We start from the raw sequence: 26336 nt of genomic DNA, 5'->3' as shown, positions 1-26336 counted from the left end.
CAAAAAATGATGGTTTACCCACTCAAGATTATGAGGTAGGCTGGCACTTGTGGCGAGCTTCTCCTGTTCCAAATGTACCTGAAGAATAGAGGGGATGAGAGATAACGGAGACAAGGGAGCCTAATGCCTAATGACAAATGACCAATGACAAATGACCAATGAATAAAAAGTGGTTCCGAATTGGGATGGTGAGTGTATTTATTCTCTCACTTGCCTTACGGTTTTGGGGACTGGAGCGATTCAACACTCTGGTATTTGATGAAGTTTACTTTGCCAAATTTGGTAATAATTATCTTACGCATACGCCATTTTTTAATGCTCATCCGCCGCTAAGTCAATATATGATTGGCATCGGCATTTGGATTGGCAGTCACATTCCTTTTGGGCACGATACGGTAAATGGACTGACAGGTTCATTGCGATCGCCTTGGACTTATCGTTGGTTAAATGCCCTCACAGGCTCATTTATTCCTCTAGTTGTGGCTGCGATCGCTTATCAGTTAAGTTATCGTCGTACCTTTGCAATACTTGCAGGATTATTCACAGCTTGTGATGGTATTTTTCTAGTTGAGTCTCGGTATGCTTTAAGTAATATTTATATCGTCATTTTTGGTTTATTAGGGCACTGGTTTTTATTATTGGCATTAGATAACCAAAATCGGCGACGTTCTTTTTGGTTAGTTTTTGCTGGCATTGGTTTTGGTGCCTCAGTGGGTACTAAGTGGAATGGTTTATGGTTCCTATCAGGTGCTTATCTCATTTGGATAGCAGCTTGGGTAATTCATTTAATACATTCTTTTCCTAACTCCAAACTCTTTTTTAGATCCCCCTCATTAGAGCAGGGGGCAGGAGACAGGAGTCAGGTGGTCACTGAGCGTAGTCGAAGTGAGTCAGGAGGCAGGAGTCAGGAGGCAGGAGTTTCTACTTATTCTCCCTCACTCCTCTCATCTTCCTCATCCCCCTCATCTCAGACACCACTACAAAATTTAACTCAGCTAAATATTTTTCAGATGCTATTTTATCTAGGAATTATCCCAGCTTTTATCTATAGCATCATCTGGATTCCTCACCTTCAACTAGATAAAACTTATGGATTTATTGCAGTACATCAGCAAATTTTAAAGTTTCATTTACATCTAGGTGGTAATAGTCCTAATGTGCATCCTTACTGTGCTGCTTGGTATAAATGGCCTTTGATGACTCGACCAATGGCATATTATTATCAAACGGCTGAAAGTATCACCGAACCCTTACCTGTGATGGGCCCGCCTTTATCTGCTGGTGCTGGACAAGTTATTTATGATGTCCATGCAATGGGCAATCCATTTTTGTGGTGGTTTGGTGTCGCTGCCATGTTGTTTTTAGTAGGAATGCTGGTATCACAAGCAGTAATTCCTTGGGTGAAAGAAAAGCGTTTTTCTATGCCTGCAACTCTTAGTGTTGATACTTGGATTGCTTTGTATTTAGTTATAAATTATGCTGCGAACTTATTACCTTGGGTGAAGGTGACAAGGTGCGTTTTTATCTACCACTATATGTGTGCAGTCGTGTTTGTATTTTTAGCGATCGCTTGGTTTGTCGATCGGTGTCTTTGCAGCTATTATCAACAACTCCGGGCGCTAGGTGTCACCATTACTTTTATCATTCTGGCTGCTTTTATTTTCTGGATGCCTATTTATTTGGGTTTACCCCTCTCTCCTAACGGTTACAAGCTGCGAATGTGGTTCAACTCTTGGATTTGATTAAAGAAGAATTCAGCAGTCACAATCAAGCTGCTCTGGGGCGATCGCTGCACTATCTGCCATTTACGCAGAATTAAATTCTGAATTCTGGCTCACCTCTGGTAGAGAGGCTGCGCCAACGACTGCGCTCAGGACAGGCTCGGCAACCACCTGGCTCCTGAATTCTGTTCTTAACATAGCTACACACATATAGAATTGTTTAATCAGACGGTTTTTACATTTCTTATCGCTATGTAACTTTAGCGACTGTTAGACTTTTCAAAGTGCAAGCAGATGCAACTAAGGCTGCAAAACGCAACACCAGGGCATGGGAAATTAGATACTAAGTAAAAATGATGAATGGAAATTATAAAATTTTTACATTCATCATTCTGCATTATTATAGATACTCTAGTTTTGATGCTCCCGGACAACACAGGAGGATCGTCATGGAAATGAACTTACAATTGCCAGGTATTAATTTAACTAGCTTGAAAGAGGCACCGATTCATATTTCTAGCCAAATTCAGCCTCATGGTGTCCTGTTAGTTTTAGAGGAGCCTGAGCTAAAAATATTACAAGTTAGCACTAATACATTAAAAATTTTCGGTATTGCTCCCGAAAATATGTTACACAAAAAGCTAGAAGATTTACTCGACCCATTCCAAATAGAGAGAATTAAAACAGGACTATCTGGCGAAAATCTTGATTTCATCAATCCTACCAAAGTCTGGGTGCGAAAAAAAGGTGATGATTACATAGTATTTGATGCAATATTTCACCGCAATACAGAAGGATTTTTAATTCTGGAGTTAGAACCTGCTCTTACTCAAGAAAATATTCCATTTTTAAGCTTTTATCATCTAGCTAGAGCATCTATTAATCAATTAGAAAAAACAGCAAATCTCCGTGACTTTTGTCAAGTTATTGTTGAAGAAGTTCGTAAAATAACGGAATTTGACAGGGTAATGCTATATAAATTCGATGATGATGGGCATGGTTCCGTTGTCGCTGAAGAAAAACTAGAAAGCCTAGAACCATACTTAGGGCTGCATTATCCAGAATCAGATATTCCCAAACCAGCGAGAAAATTATTTGCTGCCAATTCGATCAGAATCATCCCAGATGCTTATTCTCACCCAGTAAAACTGTTTCCTGTCAATAATCCCATTAGCGATCGCCCGATTAATTTAACCAACTCTATTCTCAGAAGTGCTGCTTCTTGTCATACAGAGTACTTGCATAATATGGGTGTTGGTGCCTCGCTGACTATCTCTTTAATTAAAGACCAAAAACTCTGGGGGCTAATTGCTTGTCATCATCAGTCCCCTAAATATGTTTCATACGAATTGCGTAAAGCTTGCGAATTTTTGGGGCGAGTAATATTTGCAGAAATCTCAGCTAGAGAAGAGACAGAAGATTACTATCACCGGATAAATCTGACACACCTTCAATCAATCTTGATTGAATACATGTCTCAAGAAGAAAACTTCATTGATGGTTTAGTTAAAAACCCTCAACATCTTTTAGATTTGGCGAGCGCTCAAGGTGCAGCCGTGTGTTTTGGGGGAAATTGCACAGTAGTTGGTGAAACCCCTAGAGAAGAAGACCTGAACTTTCTAGTTCAATGGCTCAAGAATAATGTTGAAGAAGAAGTCTTCTCTACAGATTCTTTGCCGCAGATTTATCCAGATGCCGAAAGTTTTAAAAATGTCGCTAGCGGTTTGTTAGCGATTCCGATCGCCAAGCGAAATTATGTTTTGTGGTTCCGACCAGAAGTAATTCAAACTGTAAATTGGGGTGGCGATCCTAATAAGGCGTTTGAAGTCAACCAGTCAGAAGGAAATGTCCGTCTGTGTCCGCGTAAATCATTTGAATTGTGGAAGGAAACGGTTCGCTTAACATCTTTACCTTGGAAAGATGTAGAAGTAAAAGCAGCATTGGAACTGCGGAAAGCAATTGTCAATATTGTGTTGCGTCAAGCTGATGAACTAGCCCAGTTAGCCCAAGATTTAGAACGTTCTAACGCTGAACTGAAAAAGTTTGCCTACGTCGCCTCCCATGACTTGCAAGAACCACTTAATCAAGTTGTGAATTACGTGCAGCTGTTAGAGATGCGGTATAGCGAAGAACTTGATGAAGATGCTCAGGAGTTTATTAGCTACGCTGTACAGGGAGTTAGCCTGATGCAGACGTTGATTGATGACGTGCTGGCATACTCAAAAGTGGATATGCAAGCGATCGCATTTCAAATGACCGAGGTAGAGAAAGCCTTAAATCGCGCATTGGGCAATTTGCGTCAACGCATTAATGAAACTGGAGCTATTATCACCCACGACCCCTTACCAATAGTCATGGCTGACAGCACCCAACTGATGCAGCTATTCCAAAACCTCATCGGTAACGCCATTAAGTTCCACAGTGACCAGCCGCCACAAATCCATGTGGGAGCAGAAAGGATAGAAGATGCATGGTTGTTTTCAGTTCGGGATAATGGTATTGGCATTGATCCGAAATTTAGCGATCGCATTTTCGTCATTTTTCAGCGCTTACACACGCGGGATGAATATACTGGTACAGGTATGGGTTTAGCCATCTGTAAGAAGATTGTCGAATGTCACCGGGGGCGGATCTGGGTAGAGTCAGAACTAGGTGAAGGCGCAACCTTCTACTTTACGATTCCAGTTGGAGGACGCGAACTTGAGCGTAGAAACGGGAGAAAGACACAAAACCATCTTTTTGGTCGAGGACAATAAAGCTGATATTCGCTTAATCCAAGAAGCGTTGAAAAATAGTTCAGTTCCCTACCAAGTGGTAACGGTCAGGGATGGTATAGATGCTATGGCTTATTTACGCCAAGAAGGTGAATATGCTGATGCATCACGCCCTGACCTCATTCTATTGGATTTGAATTTGCCTAAAAAAGATGGCCGAGAAGTGCTGGCAGAAATTAAAGCTGACCCAGTACTAAAACGCATTCCAGTTGTTGTGCTAACAACCTCAAAAAATGAGGATGATATTTTTCACAGCTACGATTTACATGTGAATTGCTATATCACTAAATCTCGCAACCTCAACCAATTATTTCAAATCGTCAAGAGTATTGAAGATTTTTGGCTTTCTACTGTGACACTACCATCAGAGTGAGGCAGGGGGCAGAGAGAGACAAGAGGACAAGGTGAAAAATGACAAATGACAAATGACAAGATAGAGAAGCAATAGGGGGTGAAACCCGAAGATTATGGTTGTGAGCTACTCAGTAAAAATCTTGTTAATTGAGGATAACCTAGCTTCTGCTAGGTTGTTACAAGAGTTTCTAACACAAGCGCAATCCCAAGATTTTACTCTGGTTCATGTGATGCGATTGGGGGAAGCGCTTCAGGAATTAAGTCAATGTAATTATGATGTTATTTTATTAGATTTAACTCTACCTGACAGTCAAGGATTGTCATCTCTACCTCCTCTGATCGATCGAGCGCCAAGTACACCGATTGTTGTCTTAACCAATACAAATGACGAAGAACTGGCAATTGAAGCAGTGCGTCAGGGGGCACAAGATTATCTAGTCAAGCGCCAGGTAAATGTAGATGTGTTGGTTCGCTCTTTGCGTTATGCGATCGAGCGTAAGCAGGTTTTAGAATCATTACGCACAGTCAATGAAACGTTACAAACTAGGGTTGAAGAACGAACTGCTGAACTGGTAAAAGCCAATGAACTCAACCAGTTCAAATCTGAATTTGTCTCAATGCTCTCCCATGACATCCGCAACCCCCTAAATACTATTCTGTTGGCTGCTGGATTACTACAAAACCAAGATGAAAGATTGACCAAAGAGAAAAAACTGAATCATTTACAAATGATTCGCTCGGCAATCAAAAACATGGCGAAGCTATTAGATGAAGTTACATTCATCGGCAAAGCTGATTCTGGTAGATTAGGGTGTGACCTCATCTGCTTAGATTTAGAAGCTTTTTGCCGCCAAATGGTCGAAGAAGTTCGATTGCTTGCAAATGATAAGCAACTGACTTTGGTATTTGCCAGTTTTGGGCAATTAAGCGAAGCCCTGTGGGATGAAAGTTTGCTGCGCCACATTTTGGGCAATTTACTTAGCAATGCTATTAAATATTCACTATCGGGCGGCATAGTGCGCTTTGAACTAATTGGGCAGGAAAAAGTAGTAATTTTCCGAATTCAAGATTGGGGAATTGGTATTCCTAAAGAAGACCAAAAGCGACTGTTTCAGCCTTTCCGACGTGCAGACAATGTGGGAAATATTCCTGGTACTGGCTTGGGACTAGCGATCGCCAAAAAGTGTGTCGATGCACAAGGAGGTGAGATTGTAGTCAATAGTCAAGTTGGAGTAGGTACAACCTTTACCGTTACCCTTCCTTTACTAGAAGTTTAAGCGGTTACAGCAATTTTCATATCTGAAGAATACAGTTCACTTTTAGGGCACAAATATATTGTGCCCTTACGTATGTGGTCTCCCAAACGAATTTTCATCTGTGATAATGGCGACTCCGTTATGAGTATTTTTTCTCTACTCGCCAGAAATTCATTTTTACAAAAAGGTTACTAAAACTTAGTAACTATTTTCGGAATTTATAAATTTGGTGTTGTAGCCTAATCTACTGTCACAAAAGGAATATTTAAAAAACAAATATACTACTTAACTAATTTATTTTTTGCATAAAATAAAAAACAAATCGTAAGAAGTATTACATCATCAAAAAAATTAACTTTTGCAATATCTCTACCTATAGAGATATTGCAAAATTCTGCATCGTTCATAAGACATTTGCGTGTCTACAAATCTAGTTAATTATACTTATATGTCCGACTGTCAAACGAAAATTGAAACAAGATACATAAATGTAACTAACAGAAAGTATTTAACCTCATTTCAGCGGAAATTACTGTTAGCAAGTTTGGAAAAAATTTTACCGGAATCTTACCGACAACGTATTGAAATCATGTTGTTGGCAGATGAGGGAAAAACCCAAACTGAAATTTGTCAAATTTTGGGGTGTTGCCCAGCAACAGCAAGGCATTGGATGCACATAGCCCGGACAGGGATGGCGCACCAATGGCAAGATTGCCCCATTGGTCGCCCGAAAGCAGTAAATGAACAGTATTTAGAACGTTTGAAAGAACTGATTAAAAGCAGTCCCCGCGATCATGGCTATTCTTTTCGTCGGTGGACAACAAACTGGTTAGGGAAACATCTAGCGAAAGAATTTGGGATTGAGGTGAGCGATCGCCATCTCAAGCGACTGCTCAAACAGATGGGATTATCCACACTACCAAAACCCAACAATTCCAAAGCAAATAGTACCGAACAAGCTCAGGGTTCCAAAATTTTAATTAGCGATCTCAAATCGGCAGCTATTCCAGATGAGACCGAATTTTTATCTATTAACTTTCCAAAATTAGGAAAGGATTCAGACATTTATGGCGCAAGATATATCTGCTCAGTTGATTTCTCTGGAACAGTTCAACAATACTCTGGGTTATTCTCTTTCGACAGAGGAATTTCAACACTATCTTCAACAAGTTAAATTTATTAACCCGAAAGTCGGCAAATTCTGGCAAGGAACTGATGTCCAACCAGGAATTTATATTGCGATCGCTGGTAAGGTCAGGTTGCTAGATAGCGCCGATGAGTTAATCGCCACTTTAGAGGCAGGTGACTCATTTGGGGAATTTACCTTGTTTAAGGAGGGAGACTTTAAAGCCTATGCTGCTAGAGCTTCAGTCAACTTACAACTATGCTTTGTTTCGCGTGAAGTGCTATGGCCATTGATGGCTAAATATCCCCAAATTCGGAAGCATTTGTGGGCTAAGGCGCTATCTCGTAATCCCCAACAGGTGGACTCGGATAACCCCCCAGTACTGCGATCTGACTCAAAACGGATTCATGAAACAAAGATTTTGTCAACGCCAGCAGTAAAGCCACGCGAGAAAAAGATTAGCAAAGCCTATTTTCCCAACTCCACGCAGCGAGTCGGGCATTTATTACAGCGTGTGATTCGGCGCTATCCGTTTTTTGCCCAACAGAGTGGATCGGATTGTGGTGCAGCTTGTTTAGTAATGGTGTCTCGCTATTGGGGGAAAAACTTTAGTGTAAATCGCCTGCGCGATATCGCCAATGTTGACCGCAATGGCTCATCACTGCGAGGGTTATCGGCTGCGGCGGAAAGTATTGGGTTTTCCACGCGACCTGTGAAAGCGAGTCTTGACCAATTAGCGAAGCAAAAATTGCCTGCGATCGCCCACTGGGAAGGCAAGCATTACATCGTTGTCTACGAAATTACCCCCAAATACGTCATTGTCGCCGACCCCGCCATTGGGCAATGCAGCCTCAGCCACGCCGAATTTAAAGCCAACTGGACTGGCTATACACTGCTGCTGCAACCCACAGCCATGCTAAAGGATACCAAAGAGACTTCTACTCCTTTTTGGCAATTCTTTGAATTGATGAAGCCTCACTCTTTAGTAATGCTGGAAGTGTTTATTGCTTCCTTATTTATCCAGATTTTTGGACTTGTTACTCCCTTATTCACGCAGTTAATTTTAGACCGCGTAGTGGTGCAGCGGTCGGAACTAACCTTAACAGCGGTGGGGTTAGGGTTACTGATTTTTAGTTTATTCCGTGTGGCAATGACAGGGTTGCGGCAATATCTGTTAGACCACACGGCGAATAAGCTCGATTTAGCACTGATTGTCGGATTTATTCGCCATACCCTGCGGCTACCCTTGAGTTACTTTGAGTCGCGTTATGTGGGAGACATTATCTCTCGTGTACAGGAAAACCGTAAAATTCAACGCTTCCTCTCCGGTGAGGCGTTGTCCATCTTGCTAGATTTAGTCACTGTCTTTATCTATTTAGGATTGATGTTTTGGTACAGTTGGAAAATGGCGTTGTTGGTGTTGGTGATTATACCGCCTTTTTTCCTTCTGGCATTGATTGCCACACCTTTTTTACAAAAGATTTCTAGAGAAATCTTTAATGCTGTTGCTAATGAAAGTAGCTATCTGATTGAAGCCCTTTCTGGTGTACGAACAGTTAAATCTACAGCAGTAGAACAGACAGTGCGTTGGCATTGGGAAGAGTTATTAAGTAAAGAAGTAAAAACTAACTTCTCTGGGCAAATTATCAGCAATCGCCTGCAAATATTTAGCAACACAATTGAAGCAGTGGTAACTACCATCTTGCTGTGGTTTGGTGCGTACCAAGTGATTCACAATCAGCTAACCATTGGGCAATTGGTGGCATTTAATATGTTGTTGGGAAATATTATTAGACCCTTCCAACGATTAACAGTTTTATGGAATCAATTGCAAGAAGTGGTCATCGCCGTAGAACGCATTAATGATGTATTAGATGCAGAACCAGAAGAGGATTTGCAGCATCAGGTGCGGCAATCTTTACCACCCATTCAAGGTAACATTCGCTTTGACAACGTGACATTTCGCTATCATCCTGAAAGCGATATAAATGTTTTAGAAAATCTCAGTTTTGAAGTACACAGCGGGCAAATGGTTGCCTTGGTGGGGCGGAGTGGTTCGGGTAAAACCACAATTTCTAAGCTGGTTTTGGGGTTGTATCCGCCTACAGATGGCAAAGTGTTGATTGATGGACAGGATATTACCAGTCTTTCGTTGCGTTCTCTACGCGAACAAGTTGGGGTAGTTGACCAAGATACCTTTTTGTTTGGCGGAACGATTCGGGAAAATATTAGCTTGGCACATCCTGGGGCAACTTTAGTAGAGATTATTGAGGCGGCGCGATTGGCGGGTGCTGATGAGTTTATTAAAAAGTTACCTATGGGTTATGAAACCCAGATTGGTGAGGGAGGGGGGATGTTGTCTGGAGGACAGCGACAAAGAATTGCGATCGCTAAAGCATTGTTAGGCAATCCCAAGCTGTTGATTTTGGATGAAGCGACTTCCCATCTGGATGCAGAGTCAGAAAGGATTATTCAAACGAACTTAAACACAATTCTCAAAGGCAGAACCACCTTAGTAATCGCCCATCGCCTTTCAACTGTGCGGAATGCAGATTTGATTTTAGTGCTAGATCGCGGTGTGTTAATTGAGAGTGGGACTCACCGAGAGTTGATGGCGAAGCGGGGACATTATTTTTATCTCAATCATCAGCAGATGGATGTTGCGGGGTGAAACAAGAGGATAAGCAGAAAGCTTTCGTCGTCTCCCAAAATCCCAAATTGATATCAGGAAAAATCATGCCAAACACATTGAATGGAAGGGTTAAAACCCAAATTTATGAGGTAGAACAGGGCGAGGAAATTTTAACAAAGCAAACACCAGCCATATCAACTGATGATTGGGCTTATGCAACCAAGGATTTACTTGATAGCTTGCCCCAGGTTTGGACAAGGGGATTGCTGTATTTTTTGGTGGTGTTTGTGTCGATTATTTTACCTTGGGCGATGCTATCTAAGGTGGATGAAACGGGTACAGCCAGAGGGCGACTTGAACCAAAGGGAAAGACGGTTAGGCTGGATGCTGCTGTAGCAGGTACTGTTGCCGAAATTCGGGTAAAGGAAGGTGATTCGGTTAAAATTGGGCAGACTTTATTGGTGTTGGAATCAGAATTAGTTAAGGCAGAAATGCGGCAGGCACAGGAGAAGTTGGAAGGACAATTAAATCGACTTTCTCAGTTAAATTCATCTAAGAGTCAGTTAGTTGTATCTTTGACAACACAACAGCAACAAAACCAATCTCAACAGCTAGAAAAGCAGGCTCAAATTGACCAAGCGCGGCAGAATATGAATGCTCTAAGGAATTCTTATGACTTACAAAAAGATGAAAAATTAGCTCAAGTGAATCAGGCACGGCAAACTCTTGAGCATAGTCAAACAGCTAATAAGTTAGTAAACAGTAGTTTAGCGAGTACCGAGCGGGAAGTTGAACGCTATCGCAGTCTTTGGCAGTCAGGGGTTGTTCCAGAAATTAATGTTGTGGAGAAGCAAGATATAGCTAAAGACAAGCAACAGTTATACGAACAAAATCAGTCAGATATTCAGCAAGCTAAATTACGTTTAGTAGAACAACAGAGTAGTTATGAGCGGACTATTCGGCAAGCCAATGCAGATATTGAGCAGGCACAGTTGCGACTGAAAGAACAGGAAAGAAGTTATCAAACCTTAACTCGTTCCAGCAAGCTAGCTCTGCTAAAAATTGACGAACAACAGAAGAATTTGGAGACAGAAATTACTACACTTCAGGCAGAAATTGCTCAAAGTAAGAGTCAGATTGTTTCCTTAAAGTTTCAGTTAGGACAACGAGAGTTAAGAGCCACTGTGAATGGTAGAGTATTTCAGCTACCAATACAACGGGCTGGGTCTGTAGTGCAGCCAGGAGCAATGATTGCGGAGATTGCACCCCAAGGTTCGCCTTTAATAATTCGGGCGCAAATGGCGACAACTGAGAGTGGTTTTTTGCAAAGAGGATTGCCAGTAAAGTTAAAGTTTGATGCTTATCCATTTCAGGATTATGGCGTGCTGGAAGGAGAATTGTTAGAGATTTCTCCTACTACCATAGAGGTGGATACACCTAATGGAAAGGTGGCAGCTTATGACTTGGAAATTGCCCTAAAACAAAATTGTATTGCCTCGGCTAATAAATGTATTGCTTTGCATCCTGGGGATACGGCGACAGCTGAGGTAATTGTGCGCCAGCGTCGGATTATTGATTTTCTGTTTGACCCGTTTAAGCAGTTGCAGCAGGGTGGGGTGAAATTGTAGAAAACCCAACCCCCTTCCCTACGTCCAAAGGATATGGGAATTGGGAATGTAGAGACGTTACATGTAATGTTTCTACATCCAGCTAATAAGTTATGCTCTCATGTTTAATTTTGCTAACCAAATTTAGGATAAATATCATGTCAACATCTATCACCATTACCAACGAAGACATTCTTCACCAAGTTAAGGTATCTTGTAAAATTCCTGAGATAGTTGAGCAGATTGTTACCCGCAAGGTGATTATAGCGGCCGCTGAAGAAGCTGGGATAAAAGTAGAGGTTGAGGAACTTCAGAAAGCAGCAGATCAAATACGGTTAGCTAATAAACTCGATAGTGCTGATGATACCTTGAAATGGTTAGAGAAACATGGTTTGTCTATAGATGATTTTGAAGAAATCGCTTACATCAGTCTTATCTCTGGTAAGTTAGCTAGCCATCTTTTGGCTGATCAGGTTGAACCCTATTTTTTTGAACACCAACTAAATTATGTTGGCGTGGTGATGTATGAAGTTGTTCTGGATGATGAAGATTTAGCCCTAGAACTCTTTTATGCTATTAAGGAAGGTGAGATGAGTTTCTATGATGTTGCTCACAAATATATTCAGGATGTAGAATTGCGTCGCAAAGGTGGATATTTGGGAATAGTGCGCCGCAAGGATTTAAAACCAGAGATTTCTGCTGCTGTTTTTACTGCTAAACCACTTCAGGTTATTAAACCAATTGTGACTGCTAAGGGAATACATCTGATTTTAGTAGAGGAACTAATTCAACCAGACCTAAATGAAAAACTCCGCACAAATATCATTTTAAACTTATTCACTCAGTGGCTTAACCAACAAATTGAACAGTCTGAAATAAGTAAGTCAACCTAATTACACATAAATTGCTTTGATGTTTGTAGTAGCGCTTTTAGCACTATAGACGCAGACTGGGTTCTGCCAGAGTAGCGCTACTACAAACGTTTTAATTTTTTTAGGTTTAACTAAGTAGGTCGGCGCAAATAAACGGTACTACGAATAAAGAACAGCGCTAACAGCCAACCCAACTGTGAAACCAACTATGACACCAGCAGTAAAAACGGGAGTCATACCACCTTTAGTGATATCCAGTTCGCTATCGGTCAAATCATTCATAAAGCTTTCAGAACCATAGAACAATTCAGCACCAGCAGGACGTAGTTCAGAGATTAAGATGTTAGCCATTGTGAAATTACTCCTAAGTAAAGTTAAAGTTTTTTCAGTTGGAATTAGACTTTTAAGTTTTCTACTCCATTAATATAATGTGTTATTTAATCTAGAACTTCAATGTTTATATTACTAACAAATAGTCCATAAATAATGCAGTTATAGGTTTGTTTATTCTCAAGTTTATTGCGTTATTTTGCTGTAAATACAAATATTATATTTATTTGGACAAAATACCTAAGTTTTAATGACATATATAAAACATTTATGACCTTTTTCCTTTTTCACTGCTTACTTATTTTCTACAAATTAGAAAAGCCAATAAAAAATCAGTCCAAGAATCCTCTTGGGCTGAACGATAAAAATTTAGAGCTATTTCATTCTGATGGTAGAAGCAAACCCCATACTATCCGCTATGAACTGTCGAACTCAGGTGAGACGTGCTGCAAACTGCGCGATCGCTTTCCACAGCCGCTCTTAAATCTACTCTCTCGTTAATCCCTGAGAGTCGCAGACGCTCTGCGTCGGTATCCAAACTCTAGGCTGATCAACAGATATTAAACATGATGCGATCGCAGTTCCTAATGCAAAGAAACAACCCTGCTTAATCAATATAATCACTAATAAATATCCTCTGAATTAGCATTGAGATAAGGGCGCTGCAAGTCAATCTCCAAACAAGAAAATTGCCTAAGGATGGACTGCATCCTCTCCTCAATTAATTCATCTCCTTGATACCAAGCTTCCAGTAACCCATTCGCCACAATCTGACAGCGATTCATACCAAAACTTTCTTGAACAGCAAATTTTTGGTCTGGTTCTTCTGCCAACCCTAACCCTAATGCTAGTTGTTTGGTAAATAAAGGAATTTCTGACTTAAAATGCAATTGGTGTTGTTGATAAACAGTTTTTAAAACTTGCTTAACAACTTCATAGTCTCTCTTGTCAAAGTAAAGTACCCCTGAATCGTAGCGTTGATATTCTTTGGGGTTATACAAAACCTTGAAACTGAAAGGAATTGCTAACTCATTCAATCTTTGTGTTAAACTACCTATCAATGCCACAGCACCTTCAGGAGTTATATTGATATAAATTCGTACAGTTACAGGCTGAATTTTCACATCTTCAATACGACTGAAGCCTGCATTGCCAACGGCCATGTAAAAGCCATTTTGTACTCGATTCTTAGGCATCCGAATAGCCACATAATCACCAACTATAGCTGCTTGTTCAACAGGTTTAAGATGCTTATTCCGTTCAATGTGTAGTCTCAAACCGCCTTTAGTCACGGCTAAACTGCCATCACTTTCTTCTCTCAAAACAGACCAACCAGGGTCAAAGTAGCCCTCTCCAAAATTACTTTCATGTAATCGCTTATAAAACCCCACATCTACCCCTAAAACACTATTATTCTCCAAATCTAGGGGTAAACCATTTTCGTCCCCATCTAGTGCCAGCACACTTTGCATAGAACCGTTGTAATAGATACCGTAAAGAAAACTTCGCAATTGCAGACTCAGATATTTCTGTTGCATCTGGGTTGGCATCTTCTGAAAACGTTTTACTGCCTCAGATGGTAATTCTAAAGGTTTGTAATCTGGATGGTGAATGGAGAAATCAGATTTTATCTCAATTTTCTGAACAATATCTTGCAGAACATCCAGTAATTGCCCAGTTAAACCAATTTCTAGCTGAGTTTGAGGAGAATTTAATAATTGCATAACGACTACTTTAGTAATAACAAAATGATTTAAACAGCAGAACTACTCAGGTGATTTAATTCAACAGCAGCATCACCAAAAATTGTTGGCATCGATTGTACAGGACGGCTTAATAACGTCTTAGCAACCTGAAGCATAGCAATCCCCATATTGCTAAAAGATTTTTGATATTGAATCATCGCCTGAATCTGTTGAATCAAAGCAAAACCAGTAAATTGCACCACCCGCTGCAAGAAATCAGGGCGGTGTTCTAGAATGTCTGGAAAAGTGTTTAAATAAGCTTGAGTTAATGTTCCAATTGAAGGCTGAAGTAGTTCTAAAGGTGTTATTGCCAAGCGTAGAGACTCTTCAATACTTAAAGAATTACTGATAATCAAGCTACTCAGCCAGATTTGTACATAGCTGCCAATAAGTGTTCCCAAATCAAAAGCTGGATCTCCCCAGCCGGAACGTTCCCAATCAATTAGCCGGACAATATTGTTACTGGAATTCTGCCAATCCTTGTAGAGGAGAATATTATTTAGTTTCAAATCATTGTGGGTGAGACAAGAGGGCGTTACAGCATTACCCAATTTAGCGATCGCCTGCCCCAAGCTATCATAACGTTGATATAGAGCAAAAAACTTTAACCCATCCCCAGGAACTAGACCAAAAATTTCTGGTTCAACTCTTTCTAATCTCTGAACTAAATGTGATACTTGATCAGCCATTAAATTCTCTGAATTTTTAGAAAAGAATTCCTGATATTCTTGGTGGTTGAAAGTATCATGATGGATAGTTCCTAAAATATTACCAATTGCCGTAGCAATTTCTGTAGGAAAGCTATTTTCCTTGGTATATAAATCCATTAAATCCCGATAATCATCCAGATATCTAAAGACAATAATGGAATTTTCTGCATCAAAATGCAGTACCTCTGGTAAAAATGAGCAGTAGTTGCCAAGGTTTGGAAATTGTTGTAAAAACTCTTGAATTCGCCACTCACTTAAAAACTCACCAGCCGCTTTCCCTTCTTTATTGTGCCGTTCTTGTTTAACAAGAAGTTTGCGATCGCCTGGTAAAGTAACTAATAAATTAAAGTTTTTAGCTGTAAGTAATTCTACCTTACTCGGTGGTTGTTGTGACTGATTACATAATCCCTGTTCAATTAAATAATCGACAAGATTATGAGAGTTTAAGAGAAATGTCATAATTTTTAAATTTATCAAACAATTTTGATGTAGATAAAATTGTGGTAGTTAAGTTACTACCACAACCTGTTTTTGCAAGGATTATTAAAAGTAGTACCGCACCTTGGAAATAAACCATTCATTCCAAAATAATCAAATATCTGCGGTATATAAATTACAAATTACGCCCAGCAGTACTAACCCAGTAGATAGCCGCCTAATAAAATTATCGCATCTCTCACATCTGTTGCTACCCCACTACCCGTAATGTTTTTCTGTTCTTCTTCAGACAGTTCTGAAAGTGAGTTTTGTTCTAAAACTTGTTTTCGTCTTGCAGATGCATTCACAACAGCTTCTTCAATCAAGTTCGTAATTTCAATTTGACTTGTGAGATATTTGTGATGAATTTTCATTGACATGATATTCTTCTTAAATTACTTAAATAAACTTTGTAGCTTTGTTTAGCCAACAGTCGGTGTCGCCACCTTAACTAGTAGTTCAGAGGGATTGTAGTTATCTGTAATAACTTGTGGACAACGCATACAAGCTGCCTTACCTTCTTGTTGCCACCACTGACAATCTCGGCGTATGGAACAAGGTGGTAAATCCTCTACTACCTTTGGTAAATTTTCTACAACTCGCATTGCCAAACGACAATCTTTGCCATCAAAATGTTGACAACCCTTAGTTGCACAGGGTGCAGCCGTCCGAAAAATTTCAGTGGGTGTTACTGGACTAGCCTTTGCTATCAGTTCATCTGTGACAGCTTTTGGCTGCTTGAGATAAGCTACGCGGGGTTCTGTAACTGTTCCATCAATGACGCCGAAAACAACACTGTTCTGCCATTCTGGTCTTGCACTAGGGCAAAGTGTAGTCTTTTCAGTAGCTATGTCTTCCATAAATTGAACCTATAGTGAATTGTAGTTTTAAGCTGATGGAGATTTACATCTAGTTTCGGATCGGACTGCTCTCCATCAACCTAAATAAGCAAATTAAATGTCCAAGAATTTAATACTTACTAGCAACTTAAAAGGCTTGTGCATTCAAGTTTAGGTCTTGTGCAATTAGTCCACAAGTAATCGGTTTTCTCAAAGTAATGCTATCTGCAATACTCGGTAAACTAATGCCACCTGCAATGATCGGCACATTCTTCACAAGAGAAGCACTTGCAACGGTTGTAAAACCACCTGCAACGTTTGCCATTTCTTCATCAGACAGAGTTAGCAAAGCATCTTCTAAATCCTGATTTCGGTTCCGTCGTGCTACTGCATTGTTAACAGCATTATCAATTAAATTGTTAACTTCAAATTGAATATTTGAATTATTTTTCTTGTCTTTCATTTTGCTTTTCCTCAGAATATATAACTAGATATAGGCTGAATAACTAAGTCCTGTAATTACCTAATCTGTCTATATTCTAGGTATAAGTAAAATGATTTAATTATGTTTTGCGAATTTTGAATAGACATAAATAAAACTTTTATGTCACCCATTAATAAATCAACATTTTTAGTTAAAACTATTTATTTATCAAGGTTATGTATCTATCAATTACTCTAGCACTAAGCTTTTGCACCAATGATCCAATAATATTTCACTATTTTTTAACCTTTAATAAAACATTTATGTCCCAAAGACTTTTCTAAATAATGGGTAATATTTAACGGCAATATAAAAAGTAAGACTTAAGTCTATATGAGTAAATCGTTTAAAGGCTGATCGAGAAAACTTCAAATTCAAAATGGGGAGGCACAGTTGGTATGACTAACATCTCTAGTCAATACTCTTCACCCTTTCAAACAAAGCTCGATAGACAGGCTCACCCTTTTTTTGCGTGCCTATTTCCCGTTCGGTGGGGATTGGTAGAGGATTTTCAGCTAACCATTCTTCTGTACCAACTTTCTGAAAAGCTGAATTAGCAGCAAAGCGATCGCGCATTTCCACTGCCACAAATTCCATATCTGATTGTAGAAATACCAATCCTCCAACCGCGAGATAATTAGCTAAGTCTGCCACTAGTTCTGGTTGGACTACACGACGTTTAGCGTGGCGCGTTTTAAACCAAGGATCGGGAAATTGAATAGTAACGCGTTGTAAACTTCCTGGACGCAGGGAAGATAAAAGTGAATGCAGTGAGTTATTCACATTGCAAAATAAATAGTGCAGGTTTGTTAAACCTAATTCAGAACGTAACTTATTCGCCTCCACCACCAGCGGTTCCCGAATTTCCAAGCCGAGAAAATTCCAGTTGGGTTCTATCTTGGACATATTCAACAAAAACAGTCCTTTAGCGCAGCCAATATCTAAATGTAGTGGTTGATTTGGCTTTGCATAAATTTCTTCCCAGTCAAGGGGACTTGCTGGTGTTTGATACTTTTTACCAAGTGGATTAACATGCTGGCGGACTCGGACTGCTGCCAAAATTTGTTCTCCTTTATGTGAAAATATCTTGTGGTGAAATTTCAGGTTATATCAATTCAAAAAACGTTTGCGACCAAACAACCCCACTCTCACTAACACGCACCCTCCCCGAAGCCTTGTAGAGGGTTGGGTAAGGTCTTATCTATGTATTGCATTCTTTTTTCAAATTGGTATTACAAGGAAGTCTAGCAAAAGTATGCCAAAAATTATCGGTCTATCATTCAATTGCCTACCCAGCAGCAAGTTTGTACCATCTTTGCACTGTTTTTTTAGGTTTTCGAGAAATTTATATTTTGGAAGTCCCTCATTTTGCATTAATCTCTAGAATTAAAATGCCTTAACACATTTGCTTTAGTCGTGGAGGGAGGAAATTTAAACAGTGGATATTTTAGATTTATTTTACAAGGGTGGGCCAGCGATGTGGCCTTTGCTAATTCTCTCGATTCTGGCTTTGAGCGTGATTTTCGAGCGTTTGTGGTTCTGGTTGCGAATTTTGACTCAGGAAAAGCAAATAGTCGATCGCATCCTGGATGCTGCCCAGGATAATTGGGAAGTAGCTGCGGACATCGCAAGACTTGCAAGCCATCAGCCTGTCGGGCGTTTTCTCTACGCCCCTCTACGTTTCGCGAAAACTGATGCAGAAACTTTTCGACTAGCACTTGAGGCTACGGCAGAAGACGAATTAGCTGGGATGCGGCGGGGCGAAAAACTTTTAGAAGCCGTGATTGCTCTAGCGCCGTTGCTAGGATTGTTGGGAACAGTTTTGGGTTTAATCCACTCTCTTCGCTCAATTCGGATTGGCGATTTGGGAACTGAATCTACTGCTGGGGTGACTACTGGTATTGGTGAATCCTTAATTAGTACGGCAAGTGGGCTAATAGTTGCCATTATTAGTTTGGTATTTTACCGCCTATTTCAAAGTTTTGTAGTCAACCAAGTCAAAGTTTTTCGGAAGGCAGGGAATGAGATGGAATTGCTCTATCGCCAGTCTCCTCCTGACTTTAGCAATAGGACATCAGCAATTGTGCCAGAAAATTTCACTCCACCCCGCAAGCCAGGAAAGACTAGAGTTTCTGAACCTCCTGAACCCCCAAATACACCTAATTAATAGTCAATAATTCAACCCCTGAACCAGGCTTGAGAGTGAGACATGAAAGTTAATCTACATACTCCAATTGAAGAAGTCCAAATTCAAATCATCCCTTTAATTGATGTCGTTTTTTGTATCCTGACATTTTTTTTATTAGCGGCTTTACAATTTACACGGCAACAGGCAATAAATGTTGATTTGCCTAAAGCCAGCCCCAGTACAGTTTCTGGAATAACGTCACAGAGTGGAAGTGTGATTGTTACCATCGATGCTGTGGGCAATACTTACATAGAAAAACAGCCTGTAAAACAGGAAGATTTGAGACAGAGTTTAAAACAGTATCTGCAAACAAACCCTAATGCCGTTATCGTGCTGAATGCTTCGCGCACAGCAACTTACAATGATGTAATTGAGACATTGGATTTGCTACGACAAGTAGGGGGCGATCGCGTTTCTTTGGGAATTATTCCTGGCCCATCTCAACCATCCATAAACTCGCTTAACCAGCCTGCTGTCCCCTCTTTTCCAATCAATCCTGGTGCTGCGCCACTTCCAGGAATCAATCCCGAAGGGAATATTACCCCAAAATTTCCCTTAGCACCTAATTCTGCACCCTTTCCTAGCATCACTCAGCCTCCAACTGGGCAAGGCATCAGTCCTATCAATCCTGGTATTTCTCCGGTGGTTCCTAACTCACCAGCGCCTCAAGCGCCTGTAGCACCAAAACAAACGCAACCTCCTCTTAAAAGATGAGATAGGGGAATGGGGAATTGGGGATGGGGCATAGTAGTTCCGTTAGCGGTAGCGGGGCGTTTAGCCCGTTCCGAGTTCTGAGTAAATAAATGAGATTTCCCACTCAAGCACTCAGTACTGGCTCAAACTCATCACTCCCCACTTCCCCTTCAAGTCTTTTCCCAAACCTAAAGATATCTATAATAAATTTCGGCTAGATAAAAAAAAACTGCTAATTTACAAATAATTGGTTGAGCTTTAAAGATTTTTCCACCTATAGACTGAGCAATTCATCACCAATTACCATCCACATTTCATACCAAATTGGGGAAGGATGTCCAAATAGGTTAACAGCTTGAAAAGCGCTTGTATCAAGCGTCTTTCATTGTGGCCTAATTACAAATTACTAATTAGTATCAGGGGTTGTGGCATGAACATCGTAACGCTTTTAATTGTTTGGGTCGTAACAGCTATCAGCTTGTTGATAATTAGTAAGTTGCCTTTGGGAGTTGAAATTGATACTCCTGGTAAAGCGTTTCTTTCTGCCGCAGTGCTTGGTATCGTAACGGCAATAGTCAGACCGATTTTAAGCCTCATTTTTGCAGTACCAAATCTACTCACATTGGACTTATTATCCAGCATTTTCACATTTATGATTGCTGTGGTTTGTTTTAGTATTGCTGCTTGGTTAGTAGAGGGTTTTCGCTTGCGTTACGGGATTTGGAGTGCTGTTATTGGGGCATTTACGCTGACTATAATTAACAGCTTAATATACAAAATCTTGGGCGTCTAAGGCTAAGAGTTAGGAGTGAGGAGTTATTAACAACTCCTCACTCATAACTCCTAACTCATTATTGCCAAATTCTAACTATTCGTTGGAACTTGGGGGAGCTACTGGGGAAGTTGATTGTTGTTTACGTTGCTCGCGTTTTTTGCGATCGGCTGAGAGGATATCTGCCATCACTACTAGCGCTTGCGCCATTTTGTCTAGGTTAGAACGGTATAACTCCAAATCCTTGTTGAGTTTGTCATCGGAGAGGTGCAAGCCAGCAGCGATCGCTTTTAGCGCCTCAGTGAGTTGCTTTTCGTCTTTGACTAATTCGGGATCTGATTGTTCTAATAACGAAAATACACCAATTGCGAACAAACGGTTGTATTTAAAGTTAGGATTATTGGCGATCGCTTGTAGGTTTGCTTGCAAGTCACCATCTCTATCTAAGTAAGTAGTTTGGCCCAGCCACCCAATTAAATCTTTAATTGGCAAACCTTTAGCTACAGCTTGCAATCTTTGGGCATCCTGTCGATAGCGTTGCGGATCTGTTTCTATAGCCTGACATAAGGCGTTAAAAATTGATTCTTGATCCCGTTCTGGTTGATAGCCTTCCATGAAGCGATCAAAAGTAGTGACGACACCCAAGGCATAAATTGGATTGTAGCTAAAATCGATATTTACTGACAGCAGATGCATTTCCACCATCAATTCTTCCACAACCCGACGATAAATAGTGTTGATCGGACGGGTGTGAAGATTATAGAAAGTTCGCTTTGTATCAGAGACTGTACGGACGTTATTCACAAAGAAAAAAGAAATGTTAAGGGCGACGTATCTTTATTTTCTCGCTTAAAGGCTACTTTGCCAAGTTGAGCTTTTAGCGGGTGACGGTTTCATTTACAATATATATACATCAAAAGTATTTTATAAGCTGGTAGCTACAGGAAATAAGACCTTTTCTCCTAAAAAACTAGCCGAAAATTATTATCCTTAATGATTTATTTATTGTAATTATGAACTTCTCGCCACAGTTAATTGCTTTAGGTGAGTACCTAGCTGGTGAATTTGATAATCGGGAACAAGCCATAGCAGAACCAGTTTGGTATGTCCACCTCCGTCTGTGGCAAAGACCAGTTAATCTGTTCGCAGAAGATAGCATCACCTTGTTTGCTGAACAGGCTAACGTTATTACCTTAGATCAACCTTATCGCCAGCGAATTATCCGGTTGCGTCAAAGCAGCGACTCTGACGCAACTGTGGAAGTTCAATATTATATGCCTCAAGATCCAGGTGCATTAAAAGGCGCAGGTAATAACCCTGCTCTACTAAACACACTGACATCCGAACAATTAGATTTACTACCAGGTTGTATCCTAACAGTTACTCAGGAGAAACTAGCTGGCGATCGCTATAAGTTTACCGCTACCCCACTACCAGAGACTAGTTGTAGCTTTACTTATCTTGGCAATAGCATCCATGTTTCTTTAGGTTTTGCAGCTACAGCGACAGAATTTCACAGCTACGACAAAGGAATTGATCCCGCAACTGGAAAAGCAACCTGGGGAGCGATTATGGGGCCTTATCGCTACACCAAGCGAAATCAGTATTCAATAAAATAAAGTTATGAGTTATGAGTTATGAGTTATTGAGTTATAGAATTAACTCTTTATTCTTAACTTCTAACTTTTTTTTTAGCTGGCAATGCTACGAGGCACACCTTCTAAAGCTTCCTCTTCTGTTTCAAAGATTTCGAAAACAGTATCCATCATCGTCACTTCAAACACTAGTTTGGCTTCTGGATGTACATTGCAGATGCGGAAACTGCCTTTGACTTTATCAGCATCACGCATTCCAGCTACCAATGATGTAAGACCAGAACTATCAATAAAATTTACCTGAGCCAAATTTACAACTACATGGCGACTGAGTTTGGAAATACACTCTTGTAACTTCAGGCGAAATTGCCAAGCCGTGGTGATATCCAGACGGCCTGATGGTGTCAAGACGATAACGGTGTTTCCGTCTTGGGTTGTATAAGTTTTTTGGTCTATATGAATCACTAAAGCCCTCCCCGTGGCATTCCTTTTAAGATTAACTAGTGACAGAATTTTCTAATGCTGTCACTTGAGATTAACAAGCTATAGCTAAATTTGTCACCTTTTTCGGCTAAGTGCTTAACTTTAGTAGTTATAACTCACCAAAATAGTGGGGAGTGGGGAGATGAGGCAGATGAGTGAGATGAGAGAGTCGGGGAAGATCGGGATAATTATCATAACTCCTAACTCCTAACTCCTAACTCCTCACTCCTAACTCAGCACTCAGCACTATTTGGGTGTCCAGTTAATCCAATCTTGAGGTTTGAGGAAAGTGTCATACAACTCGGCTTCAGGGGAATTGGGTTCCGGTTGATAGCCGTATTCCCAGCGCACTAGGGGAGGTAGGGACATGAGAATAGATTCAGTGCGTCCGTTGGTTTGTAGACCAAAAATAGTGCCTCGGTCATAAACCAAGTTAAATTCTACATAACGTCCCCGGCGGTAGAGTTGAAAATTCCGTTGGCGATCGCCATACTCTATTCCATGTCGCCGTTCTACAATTGGTACGTAAGCTGGTAAAAATGCTCTGCCACAGCCTTGTACAAAGCCAAACAAATCTTCCCAATTGCGGGTTGCTGGTGTTCCCACCTGGTTGCTATAAATAGCCGCTTCCCCATTGGGATTTGGTCCGCGATATAAAGCACCCTGGCCATCCTGGTAATCAAAAAATAGGCCACCGACACCCCGTGTCTCATCCCGATGCTTCAGATAGAAATATTCATCACACCACTTCTTAAACACTGGGTAATACTCTGGGTGGTGTTGGTCGCAAGCCTGCTTTAATGTTTTGTGTAAATGTGCCGCATCTTCAGCAAAGGGGTAATAAGGTGTCAAGTCAAGACCGCCACCAAACCACCACACTGGCCCCGCTTCAAAGTAGCGATAATTGAGGTGAACTGTGGGCACATAAGGATTGCGAGGATGTAATACCATTGAAGTGCCTGTGGCATAAAAGCCATGCCCTGCGGCTTCAGGGCGTTGGGTTAAAATTGAGGGTGGCAAATGGGAACCCTGAACTTCAGAAAAGTTTACACCTGCTTGTTCAAATATTGCACCTTCTCGTAGCACGCGCGATCGCCCTCCCCCTCCTTCTGGGCGTTCCCAACTATCTTCATTAAATTTAGCCACACCATCTAGTTTTGCCAATGATTCGGTAATTTCGTCTTGCAGTTGTTTCATAAACTGACTGACCCTAGTCTGAGCGTCATTTGCTGGCAAAGACTTTGATGATTCTGCTTCTACAGTTGGTGTTTGCGAGTTGGTCAACATAGATTCCCGAACCTAAATTACAATTTCCAGAAAGCCACAAATTTTTCATTTTAAAATTTGGGGGAAACAAGCGCCAACAATCTAGCTCTATTTGCCCAACCCGCTTTTTTCTTCCTGGGTTAAGCATTTATCCGATTGATGGGCATCACTAGAGTTATTTTCCCTCAAATGCGTATAGGCTTGTATATTGAATTAGTTTTTTTTGAAATTCTTAATTGGAATATTCTGGTATAAAGACTAAATTTTAGTCTTAAGCTTGAAGTATCAAAGATTTGACTGGTCTACTCAGAAATTTTTTGCCATATTTGCCATATTGTTGATGTCGGCTGTTTGGGTCTGTATCGAATCGAGGCTTGCTATGTTTAGGGCATTTTTGAGAAAGTTTTAATTTAGCAGTTAAGCGTAGTTGCACACCATACCAGATTTCCCAGAAAGTATCTAGGGAGGAGGATTAGGAAAATGCAAGGTTGGTTATCCAAATTCATCCACCGCAAACGTCGTCGGTTTTGCGCTTCTCTGGTGTGGACGTATCGAGAGATTAGTTCTGCTTCTGTAGATGAACTGTGGCAAAAAGTGGTTGACTTAACAGATGTTTCCTGGCATCCACAACTTAAGAGTACTAATGTCCCCCGTGGATTAGTACCCCAGCCAGGATTAATTTTTCAAGCTGTAACACGCTTTTCGCCGATACCCATCAGAATTTTTGTGGAACGCGTCAATCCCAGAGAGATGTTGAGTATCCGAGTGATGGCGATTCCTGGAATAGAGGAACGGGTAACTTACCAAGTAGAGTCAACAGTTTGTGGTACTTGTTTGTCTTATTCTGTAACCCTACGAGGTTGGTTATCGCCCTTGATTTGGTCTTTATCCCGTCCTTATGCAGACCGCGTTGCACGATCTTTAGTCGAGGCAGTAGAAAAGACGACATTACCAGCGGTATCTGGTCAGAAAAAATCTCTTAATGACAGTTGTTTTGATTTTTAGGTAGTGGGGATTGGGGAAGAAGCAAGGGAGCAGGGAGTAAAGAAGAAGAGTTTCCCTCGGCAAGAGCAGCACCCTGCCCCTCTGTTTCTTTTAAATGCCCAATGACCAAAGAAAGTTAAGATTCTATTAGGTAATAATGCGATTTGCTAAGTTTTATCACGGCAGTAACAGTGATAACACTAAGCTGACCTTACTTAAGAAGGCATCCAGTTAATAGCTAAGATGTTCCGCACAAGTGTATTTATTCTTTTTGAATTTTGAATTTTTATGTACGATGTCCTCGATTCCCGCTCTGTCTTAGAAATTTTGCGACCAGTGGAAGACCCAGAACTTCGCAAAAGTCTGGTAGAACTGAATATGATTCGCAACGTAAAAATTGACGGTGGTAAGGTTAGCTTCACTTTAGTGTTAACTACCCCTGCCTGTCCTTTACGTGAATTTATTGTCGAAGACTGTCAGAAAGCTGTCAAAAAACTCCCAGGCGTGACAGATGTCAGCATAGAAGTGACGGCAGAAACACCACAACAAAAAAGTTTACCTGACCGCACTGGCATTTCTGGAGTCAAAAATATCATTGCTGTTTCTAGCGGCAAAGGTGGCGTTGGTAAAAGTACGGTGGCAGTGAATGTAGCAGTGGCTCTAGCCCAAACTGGGGCGAAAGTCGGCTTGCTAGATGCTGATATTTACGGGCCCAATGACCCAACCATGCTGGGTTTGTCTGATGCTCAAATTACTGTGCGTTCTAGTGAAACGGGTGACATCCTGGAACCTGCTTTTAATCACGGCGTCAAATTAGTTTCAATGGGCTTTTTGATTGACCGAGATCAACCAGTAATTTGGCGGGGGCCTATGCTCAATGGTGTAATTCGTCAGTTTCTCTATCAAGTTGAATGGGGAGAACTGGATTATTTGATTGTAGATATGCCACCAGGAACGGGAGATGCTCAGTTAACTTTAACGCAAGCAGTGCCGATGGCAGGGGCAGTAATTGTCACGACACCGCAAAACGTAGCTCTGTTAGATTCTCGCAAGGGATTGCGGATGTTCCAGCAAATGAATGTTCCGGTATTGGGAATCGTGGAAAATATGAGCTATTTTATCCCCCCCGATCGACCAGATAAGCAATATGACATCTTTGGTTCCGGTGGTGGCTCCAAAACAGCTGCGGAATTGGGAGTACCACTGTTGGGGTGCGTGCCGCTAGAGATTTCCACACGAGTTGGTGGTGACAGTGGTGTACCGATAGTTGTTGGCGATCCAGATTCAGCTTCAGCAAAAGCATTAACAGCGATCGCTCTTACCATTGCTGGTAAAGTATCAGTTGCTGCCCTGACATAATTATAAATTTTAATTTCTATCTACTTCCTGGGCTATAGCTTGGGAATACTAGAAATTGGGTGTTAGGGA

25 protein-coding genes are annotated in these 26336 nt (G+C 40.8%); 15 read left to right on the top strand and 10 right to left on the bottom strand.

Translation table 11 applies throughout. The features are described 5' to 3' along the window. Window positions 1-158: 158 nt before the first annotated feature. The 8 genes from V7K53_RS15295 (at window position 159) to V7K53_RS15260 (ending at window position 12363) form a co-directional block, all read left to right on the top strand. On the top strand, window positions 159-1742 hold the full coding sequence (locus V7K53_RS15295) for a dolichyl-phosphate-mannose--protein mannosyltransferase (RefSeq protein ID WP_335198364.1): 1584 nt from the start codon (window positions 159-161) through the stop codon (window positions 1740-1742). Window positions 1743-2170: 428 nt separating this feature from the next. Further along, window positions 2171-4477 (top strand): ATP-binding protein, encoded by a 2307-nt coding sequence (locus tag V7K53_RS15290; RefSeq protein WP_335198363.1) that lies wholly within the window; start codon window positions 2171-2173, stop codon window positions 4475-4477. Beyond that, on the top strand, window positions 4422-4868 hold the full coding sequence (locus V7K53_RS15285; RefSeq protein WP_100900409.1) for a response regulator: 447 nt from the start codon (window positions 4422-4424) through the stop codon (window positions 4866-4868). Before V7K53_RS15290 ends, V7K53_RS15285 begins: the two co-directional genes overlap by 56 nt. A gap of 94 nt (window positions 4869-4962) precedes the next feature. After that, window positions 4963-6126, top strand: coding sequence for a hybrid sensor histidine kinase/response regulator (locus V7K53_RS15280; RefSeq protein ID WP_335198362.1), 1164 nt, complete (start codon window positions 4963-4965; stop codon window positions 6124-6126). Between the two features lie 523 nt (window positions 6127-6649). Continuing rightward, window positions 6650-7279 carry a helix-turn-helix domain-containing protein gene (locus V7K53_RS15275; RefSeq protein ID WP_442940494.1) on the top strand — a complete coding sequence of 210 codons (630 nt, stop codon included), beginning with the start codon at window positions 6650-6652 and terminating at the stop codon, window positions 7277-7279. Beyond that, window positions 7173-9902: a peptidase domain-containing ABC transporter gene (locus V7K53_RS15270; RefSeq protein ID WP_335198360.1), complete on the top strand. Its 2730-nt coding sequence runs from the start codon at window positions 7173-7175 to the stop codon at window positions 9900-9902. Before V7K53_RS15275 ends, V7K53_RS15270 begins: the two co-directional genes overlap by 107 nt. A gap of 65 nt (window positions 9903-9967) precedes the next feature. After that, complete coding sequence (locus V7K53_RS15265) at window positions 9968-11491, top strand: HlyD family efflux transporter periplasmic adaptor subunit (RefSeq protein WP_335198359.1); 1524 nt, start codon at window positions 9968-9970, stop codon at window positions 11489-11491. A 137-nt stretch (window positions 11492-11628) separates the two neighbouring features. Further along, entirely contained in the window at window positions 11629-12363 is a 735-nt protein-coding gene (locus tag V7K53_RS15260; RefSeq protein WP_335198358.1) for a peptidylprolyl isomerase, read from the top strand. Between the two features lie 138 nt (window positions 12364-12501). Here the strand turns inward: V7K53_RS15260 and V7K53_RS15255 are convergent, their stop codons facing one another. Then, window positions 12502-12693, bottom strand: coding sequence for a hypothetical protein (locus tag V7K53_RS15255; protein WP_335198357.1), 192 nt, complete (start codon window positions 12691-12693; stop codon window positions 12502-12504). A 249-nt stretch (window positions 12694-12942) separates the two neighbouring features. On the opposite strand from V7K53_RS15255, the gene V7K53_RS15250 reads away from it, so the two are divergent. Then, entirely contained in the window at window positions 12943-13173 is a 231-nt protein-coding gene (locus V7K53_RS15250; RefSeq protein WP_335198356.1) for a hypothetical protein, read from the top strand. A gap of 122 nt (window positions 13174-13295) precedes the next feature. On the opposite strand, the gene V7K53_RS15245 is transcribed toward V7K53_RS15250, so the two are convergent. The 6 genes from V7K53_RS15245 to trmB form a co-directional block, all read right to left on the bottom strand. Continuing rightward, window positions 13296-14396: a T3SS effector HopA1 family protein gene (locus tag V7K53_RS15245; RefSeq protein ID WP_335198355.1), complete on the bottom strand. Its 1101-nt coding sequence runs from the start codon at window positions 14394-14396 to the stop codon at window positions 13296-13298. Between the two features lie 29 nt (window positions 14397-14425). Beyond that, window positions 14426-15586, bottom strand: a complete 1161-nt coding sequence (locus V7K53_RS15240; RefSeq protein WP_335198354.1) for a phosphotransferase — start codon at window positions 15584-15586, stop codon at window positions 14426-14428. A 176-nt stretch (window positions 15587-15762) separates the two neighbouring features. Further along, the gene (locus tag V7K53_RS15235) at window positions 15763-15984 is read right to left on the bottom strand and encodes a hypothetical protein (RefSeq protein ID WP_335198353.1); all 222 of its coding nucleotides are present in this window, start codon (window positions 15982-15984) and stop codon (window positions 15763-15765) included. 42 nt (window positions 15985-16026) lie between these two features. After that, window positions 16027-16464: a nitrogen fixation protein gene (locus tag V7K53_RS15230; RefSeq protein WP_335198352.1), complete on the bottom strand. Its 438-nt coding sequence runs from the start codon at window positions 16462-16464 to the stop codon at window positions 16027-16029. A 127-nt stretch (window positions 16465-16591) separates the two neighbouring features. Then, window positions 16592-16906: a hypothetical protein gene (locus tag V7K53_RS15225; RefSeq protein WP_335198351.1), complete on the bottom strand. Its 315-nt coding sequence runs from the start codon at window positions 16904-16906 to the stop codon at window positions 16592-16594. Window positions 16907-17338: 432 nt separating this feature from the next. Continuing rightward, entirely contained in the window at window positions 17339-17986 is a 648-nt protein-coding gene (gene trmB / locus V7K53_RS15220; protein ID WP_335198350.1) for a tRNA (guanosine(46)-N7)-methyltransferase TrmB, read from the bottom strand. Between the two features lie 379 nt (window positions 17987-18365). Here trmB and V7K53_RS15215 point away from each other — a divergent pair, with 379 nt between their 5' ends. The 3 genes from V7K53_RS15215 to V7K53_RS15205 all read left to right on the top strand — a co-directional run bounded on the left by V7K53_RS15215 (window position 18366) and on the right by V7K53_RS15205 (window position 20601). Next, on the top strand, window positions 18366-19094 hold the full coding sequence (locus V7K53_RS15215; RefSeq protein WP_335198349.1) for a MotA/TolQ/ExbB proton channel family protein: 729 nt from the start codon (window positions 18366-18368) through the stop codon (window positions 19092-19094). Between the two features lie 42 nt (window positions 19095-19136). Next, window positions 19137-19829, top strand: a complete 693-nt coding sequence (locus V7K53_RS15210; RefSeq protein WP_335198348.1) for an ExbD/TolR family protein — start codon at window positions 19137-19139, stop codon at window positions 19827-19829. A gap of 409 nt (window positions 19830-20238) precedes the next feature. Further along, a complete protein-coding gene (locus tag V7K53_RS15205) occupies window positions 20239-20601 on the top strand; it encodes a phage holin family protein (RefSeq protein WP_292782552.1) in 363 nt (120 codons plus the stop codon). Between the two features lie 75 nt (window positions 20602-20676). On the opposite strand, the gene psb29 is transcribed toward V7K53_RS15205, so the two are convergent. After that, window positions 20677-21384 (bottom strand): photosystem II biogenesis protein Psp29, encoded by a 708-nt coding sequence (gene psb29 / locus V7K53_RS15200; RefSeq protein WP_335198347.1) that lies wholly within the window; start codon window positions 21382-21384, stop codon window positions 20677-20679. A 209-nt stretch (window positions 21385-21593) separates the two neighbouring features. On the opposite strand from psb29, the gene V7K53_RS15195 reads away from it, so the two are divergent. After that, window positions 21594-22199 (top strand): chromophore lyase CpcT/CpeT, encoded by a 606-nt coding sequence (locus V7K53_RS15195; RefSeq protein WP_335198346.1) that lies wholly within the window; start codon window positions 21594-21596, stop codon window positions 22197-22199. 72 nt (window positions 22200-22271) lie between these two features. Here V7K53_RS15195 and V7K53_RS15190 read toward each other — a convergent pair whose 3' ends face one another. Together V7K53_RS15190 and hemF are read right to left on the bottom strand one after the other, a co-directional pair. Further along, window positions 22272-22640, bottom strand: coding sequence for an STAS domain-containing protein (locus tag V7K53_RS15190; protein ID WP_094351701.1), 369 nt, complete (start codon window positions 22638-22640; stop codon window positions 22272-22274). A gap of 264 nt (window positions 22641-22904) precedes the next feature. Next, on the bottom strand, window positions 22905-23945 hold the full coding sequence (gene hemF / locus V7K53_RS15185; RefSeq protein WP_335198345.1) for an oxygen-dependent coproporphyrinogen oxidase: 1041 nt from the start codon (window positions 23943-23945) through the stop codon (window positions 22905-22907). Between the two features lie 459 nt (window positions 23946-24404). On the opposite strand from hemF, the gene V7K53_RS15180 reads away from it, so the two are divergent. Then, window positions 24405-24929 (top strand): SRPBCC family protein, encoded by a 525-nt coding sequence (locus tag V7K53_RS15180; protein ID WP_335198344.1) that lies wholly within the window; start codon window positions 24405-24407, stop codon window positions 24927-24929. A 267-nt stretch (window positions 24930-25196) separates the two neighbouring features. Then, on the top strand, window positions 25197-26267 hold the full coding sequence (locus V7K53_RS15175; RefSeq protein ID WP_335198343.1) for an Mrp/NBP35 family ATP-binding protein: 1071 nt from the start codon (window positions 25197-25199) through the stop codon (window positions 26265-26267). Window positions 26268-26336 lie beyond the last annotated feature (69 nt).

It is taken from the genome of Nostoc sp., from assembly GCF_036917355.1.
Taxonomy (GTDB): Bacteria; Cyanobacteriota; Cyanobacteriia; order Cyanobacteriales; family Nostocaceae; genus Nostoc.
The sequence above is the reverse complement of the archived record's forward strand: the minus strand, read 5'-3'. Positions and strand labels throughout refer to the sequence as shown.

Excerpts from the sequence above, each read along its gene's own strand:
- V7K53_RS15295 (WP_335198364.1), top strand. The coding sequence starts at position 159 with ATGAATAAAAAGTGGTTCCGAATTGGGATGGTGAGTGTATTTATTCTC.
- V7K53_RS15290 (WP_335198363.1), top strand. The coding sequence starts at position 2,171 with ATGGAAATGAACTTACAATTGCCAGGTATTAATTTAACTAGCTTGAAA.
- V7K53_RS15280 (WP_335198362.1), top strand. The coding sequence starts at position 4,963 with ATGGTTGTGAGCTACTCAGTAAAAATCTTGTTAATTGAGGATAACCTA.
- V7K53_RS15270 (WP_335198360.1), top strand. The coding sequence starts at position 7,173 with ATGGCGCAAGATATATCTGCTCAGTTGATTTCTCTGGAACAGTTCAAC.
- V7K53_RS15265 (WP_335198359.1), top strand. The coding sequence starts at position 9,968 with ATGCCAAACACATTGAATGGAAGGGTTAAAACCCAAATTTATGAGGTA.
- V7K53_RS15260 (WP_335198358.1), top strand. The coding sequence starts at position 11,629 with ATGTCAACATCTATCACCATTACCAACGAAGACATTCTTCACCAAGTT.
- V7K53_RS15255 (WP_335198357.1), bottom strand. The coding sequence starts at position 12,693 with ATGGCTAACATCTTAATCTCTGAACTACGTCCTGCTGGTGCTGAATTG.
- V7K53_RS15250 (WP_335198356.1), top strand. The coding sequence starts at position 12,943 with ATGACCTTTTTCCTTTTTCACTGCTTACTTATTTTCTACAAATTAGAA.
- V7K53_RS15245 (WP_335198355.1), bottom strand. The coding sequence starts at position 14,396 with ATGCAATTATTAAATTCTCCTCAAACTCAGCTAGAAATTGGTTTAACT.
- V7K53_RS15240 (WP_335198354.1), bottom strand. The coding sequence starts at position 15,586 with ATGACATTTCTCTTAAACTCTCATAATCTTGTCGATTATTTAATTGAA.
- V7K53_RS15235 (WP_335198353.1), bottom strand. The coding sequence starts at position 15,984 with ATGTCAATGAAAATTCATCACAAATATCTCACAAGTCAAATTGAAATT.
- V7K53_RS15230 (WP_335198352.1), bottom strand. The coding sequence starts at position 16,464 with ATGGAAGACATAGCTACTGAAAAGACTACACTTTGCCCTAGTGCAAGA.
- V7K53_RS15225 (WP_335198351.1), bottom strand. The coding sequence starts at position 16,906 with ATGAAAGACAAGAAAAATAATTCAAATATTCAATTTGAAGTTAACAAT.
- V7K53_RS15210 (WP_335198348.1), top strand. The coding sequence starts at position 19,137 with ATGAAAGTTAATCTACATACTCCAATTGAAGAAGTCCAAATTCAAATC.
- V7K53_RS15205 (WP_292782552.1), top strand. The coding sequence starts at position 20,239 with ATGAACATCGTAACGCTTTTAATTGTTTGGGTCGTAACAGCTATCAGC.
- V7K53_RS15195 (WP_335198346.1), top strand. The coding sequence starts at position 21,594 with ATGAACTTCTCGCCACAGTTAATTGCTTTAGGTGAGTACCTAGCTGGT.
- hemF (WP_335198345.1), bottom strand. The coding sequence starts at position 23,945 with ATGTTGACCAACTCGCAAACACCAACTGTAGAAGCAGAATCATCAAAG.
- V7K53_RS15180 (WP_335198344.1), top strand. The coding sequence starts at position 24,405 with ATGCAAGGTTGGTTATCCAAATTCATCCACCGCAAACGTCGTCGGTTT.
- V7K53_RS15175 (WP_335198343.1), top strand. The coding sequence starts at position 25,197 with ATGTACGATGTCCTCGATTCCCGCTCTGTCTTAGAAATTTTGCGACCA.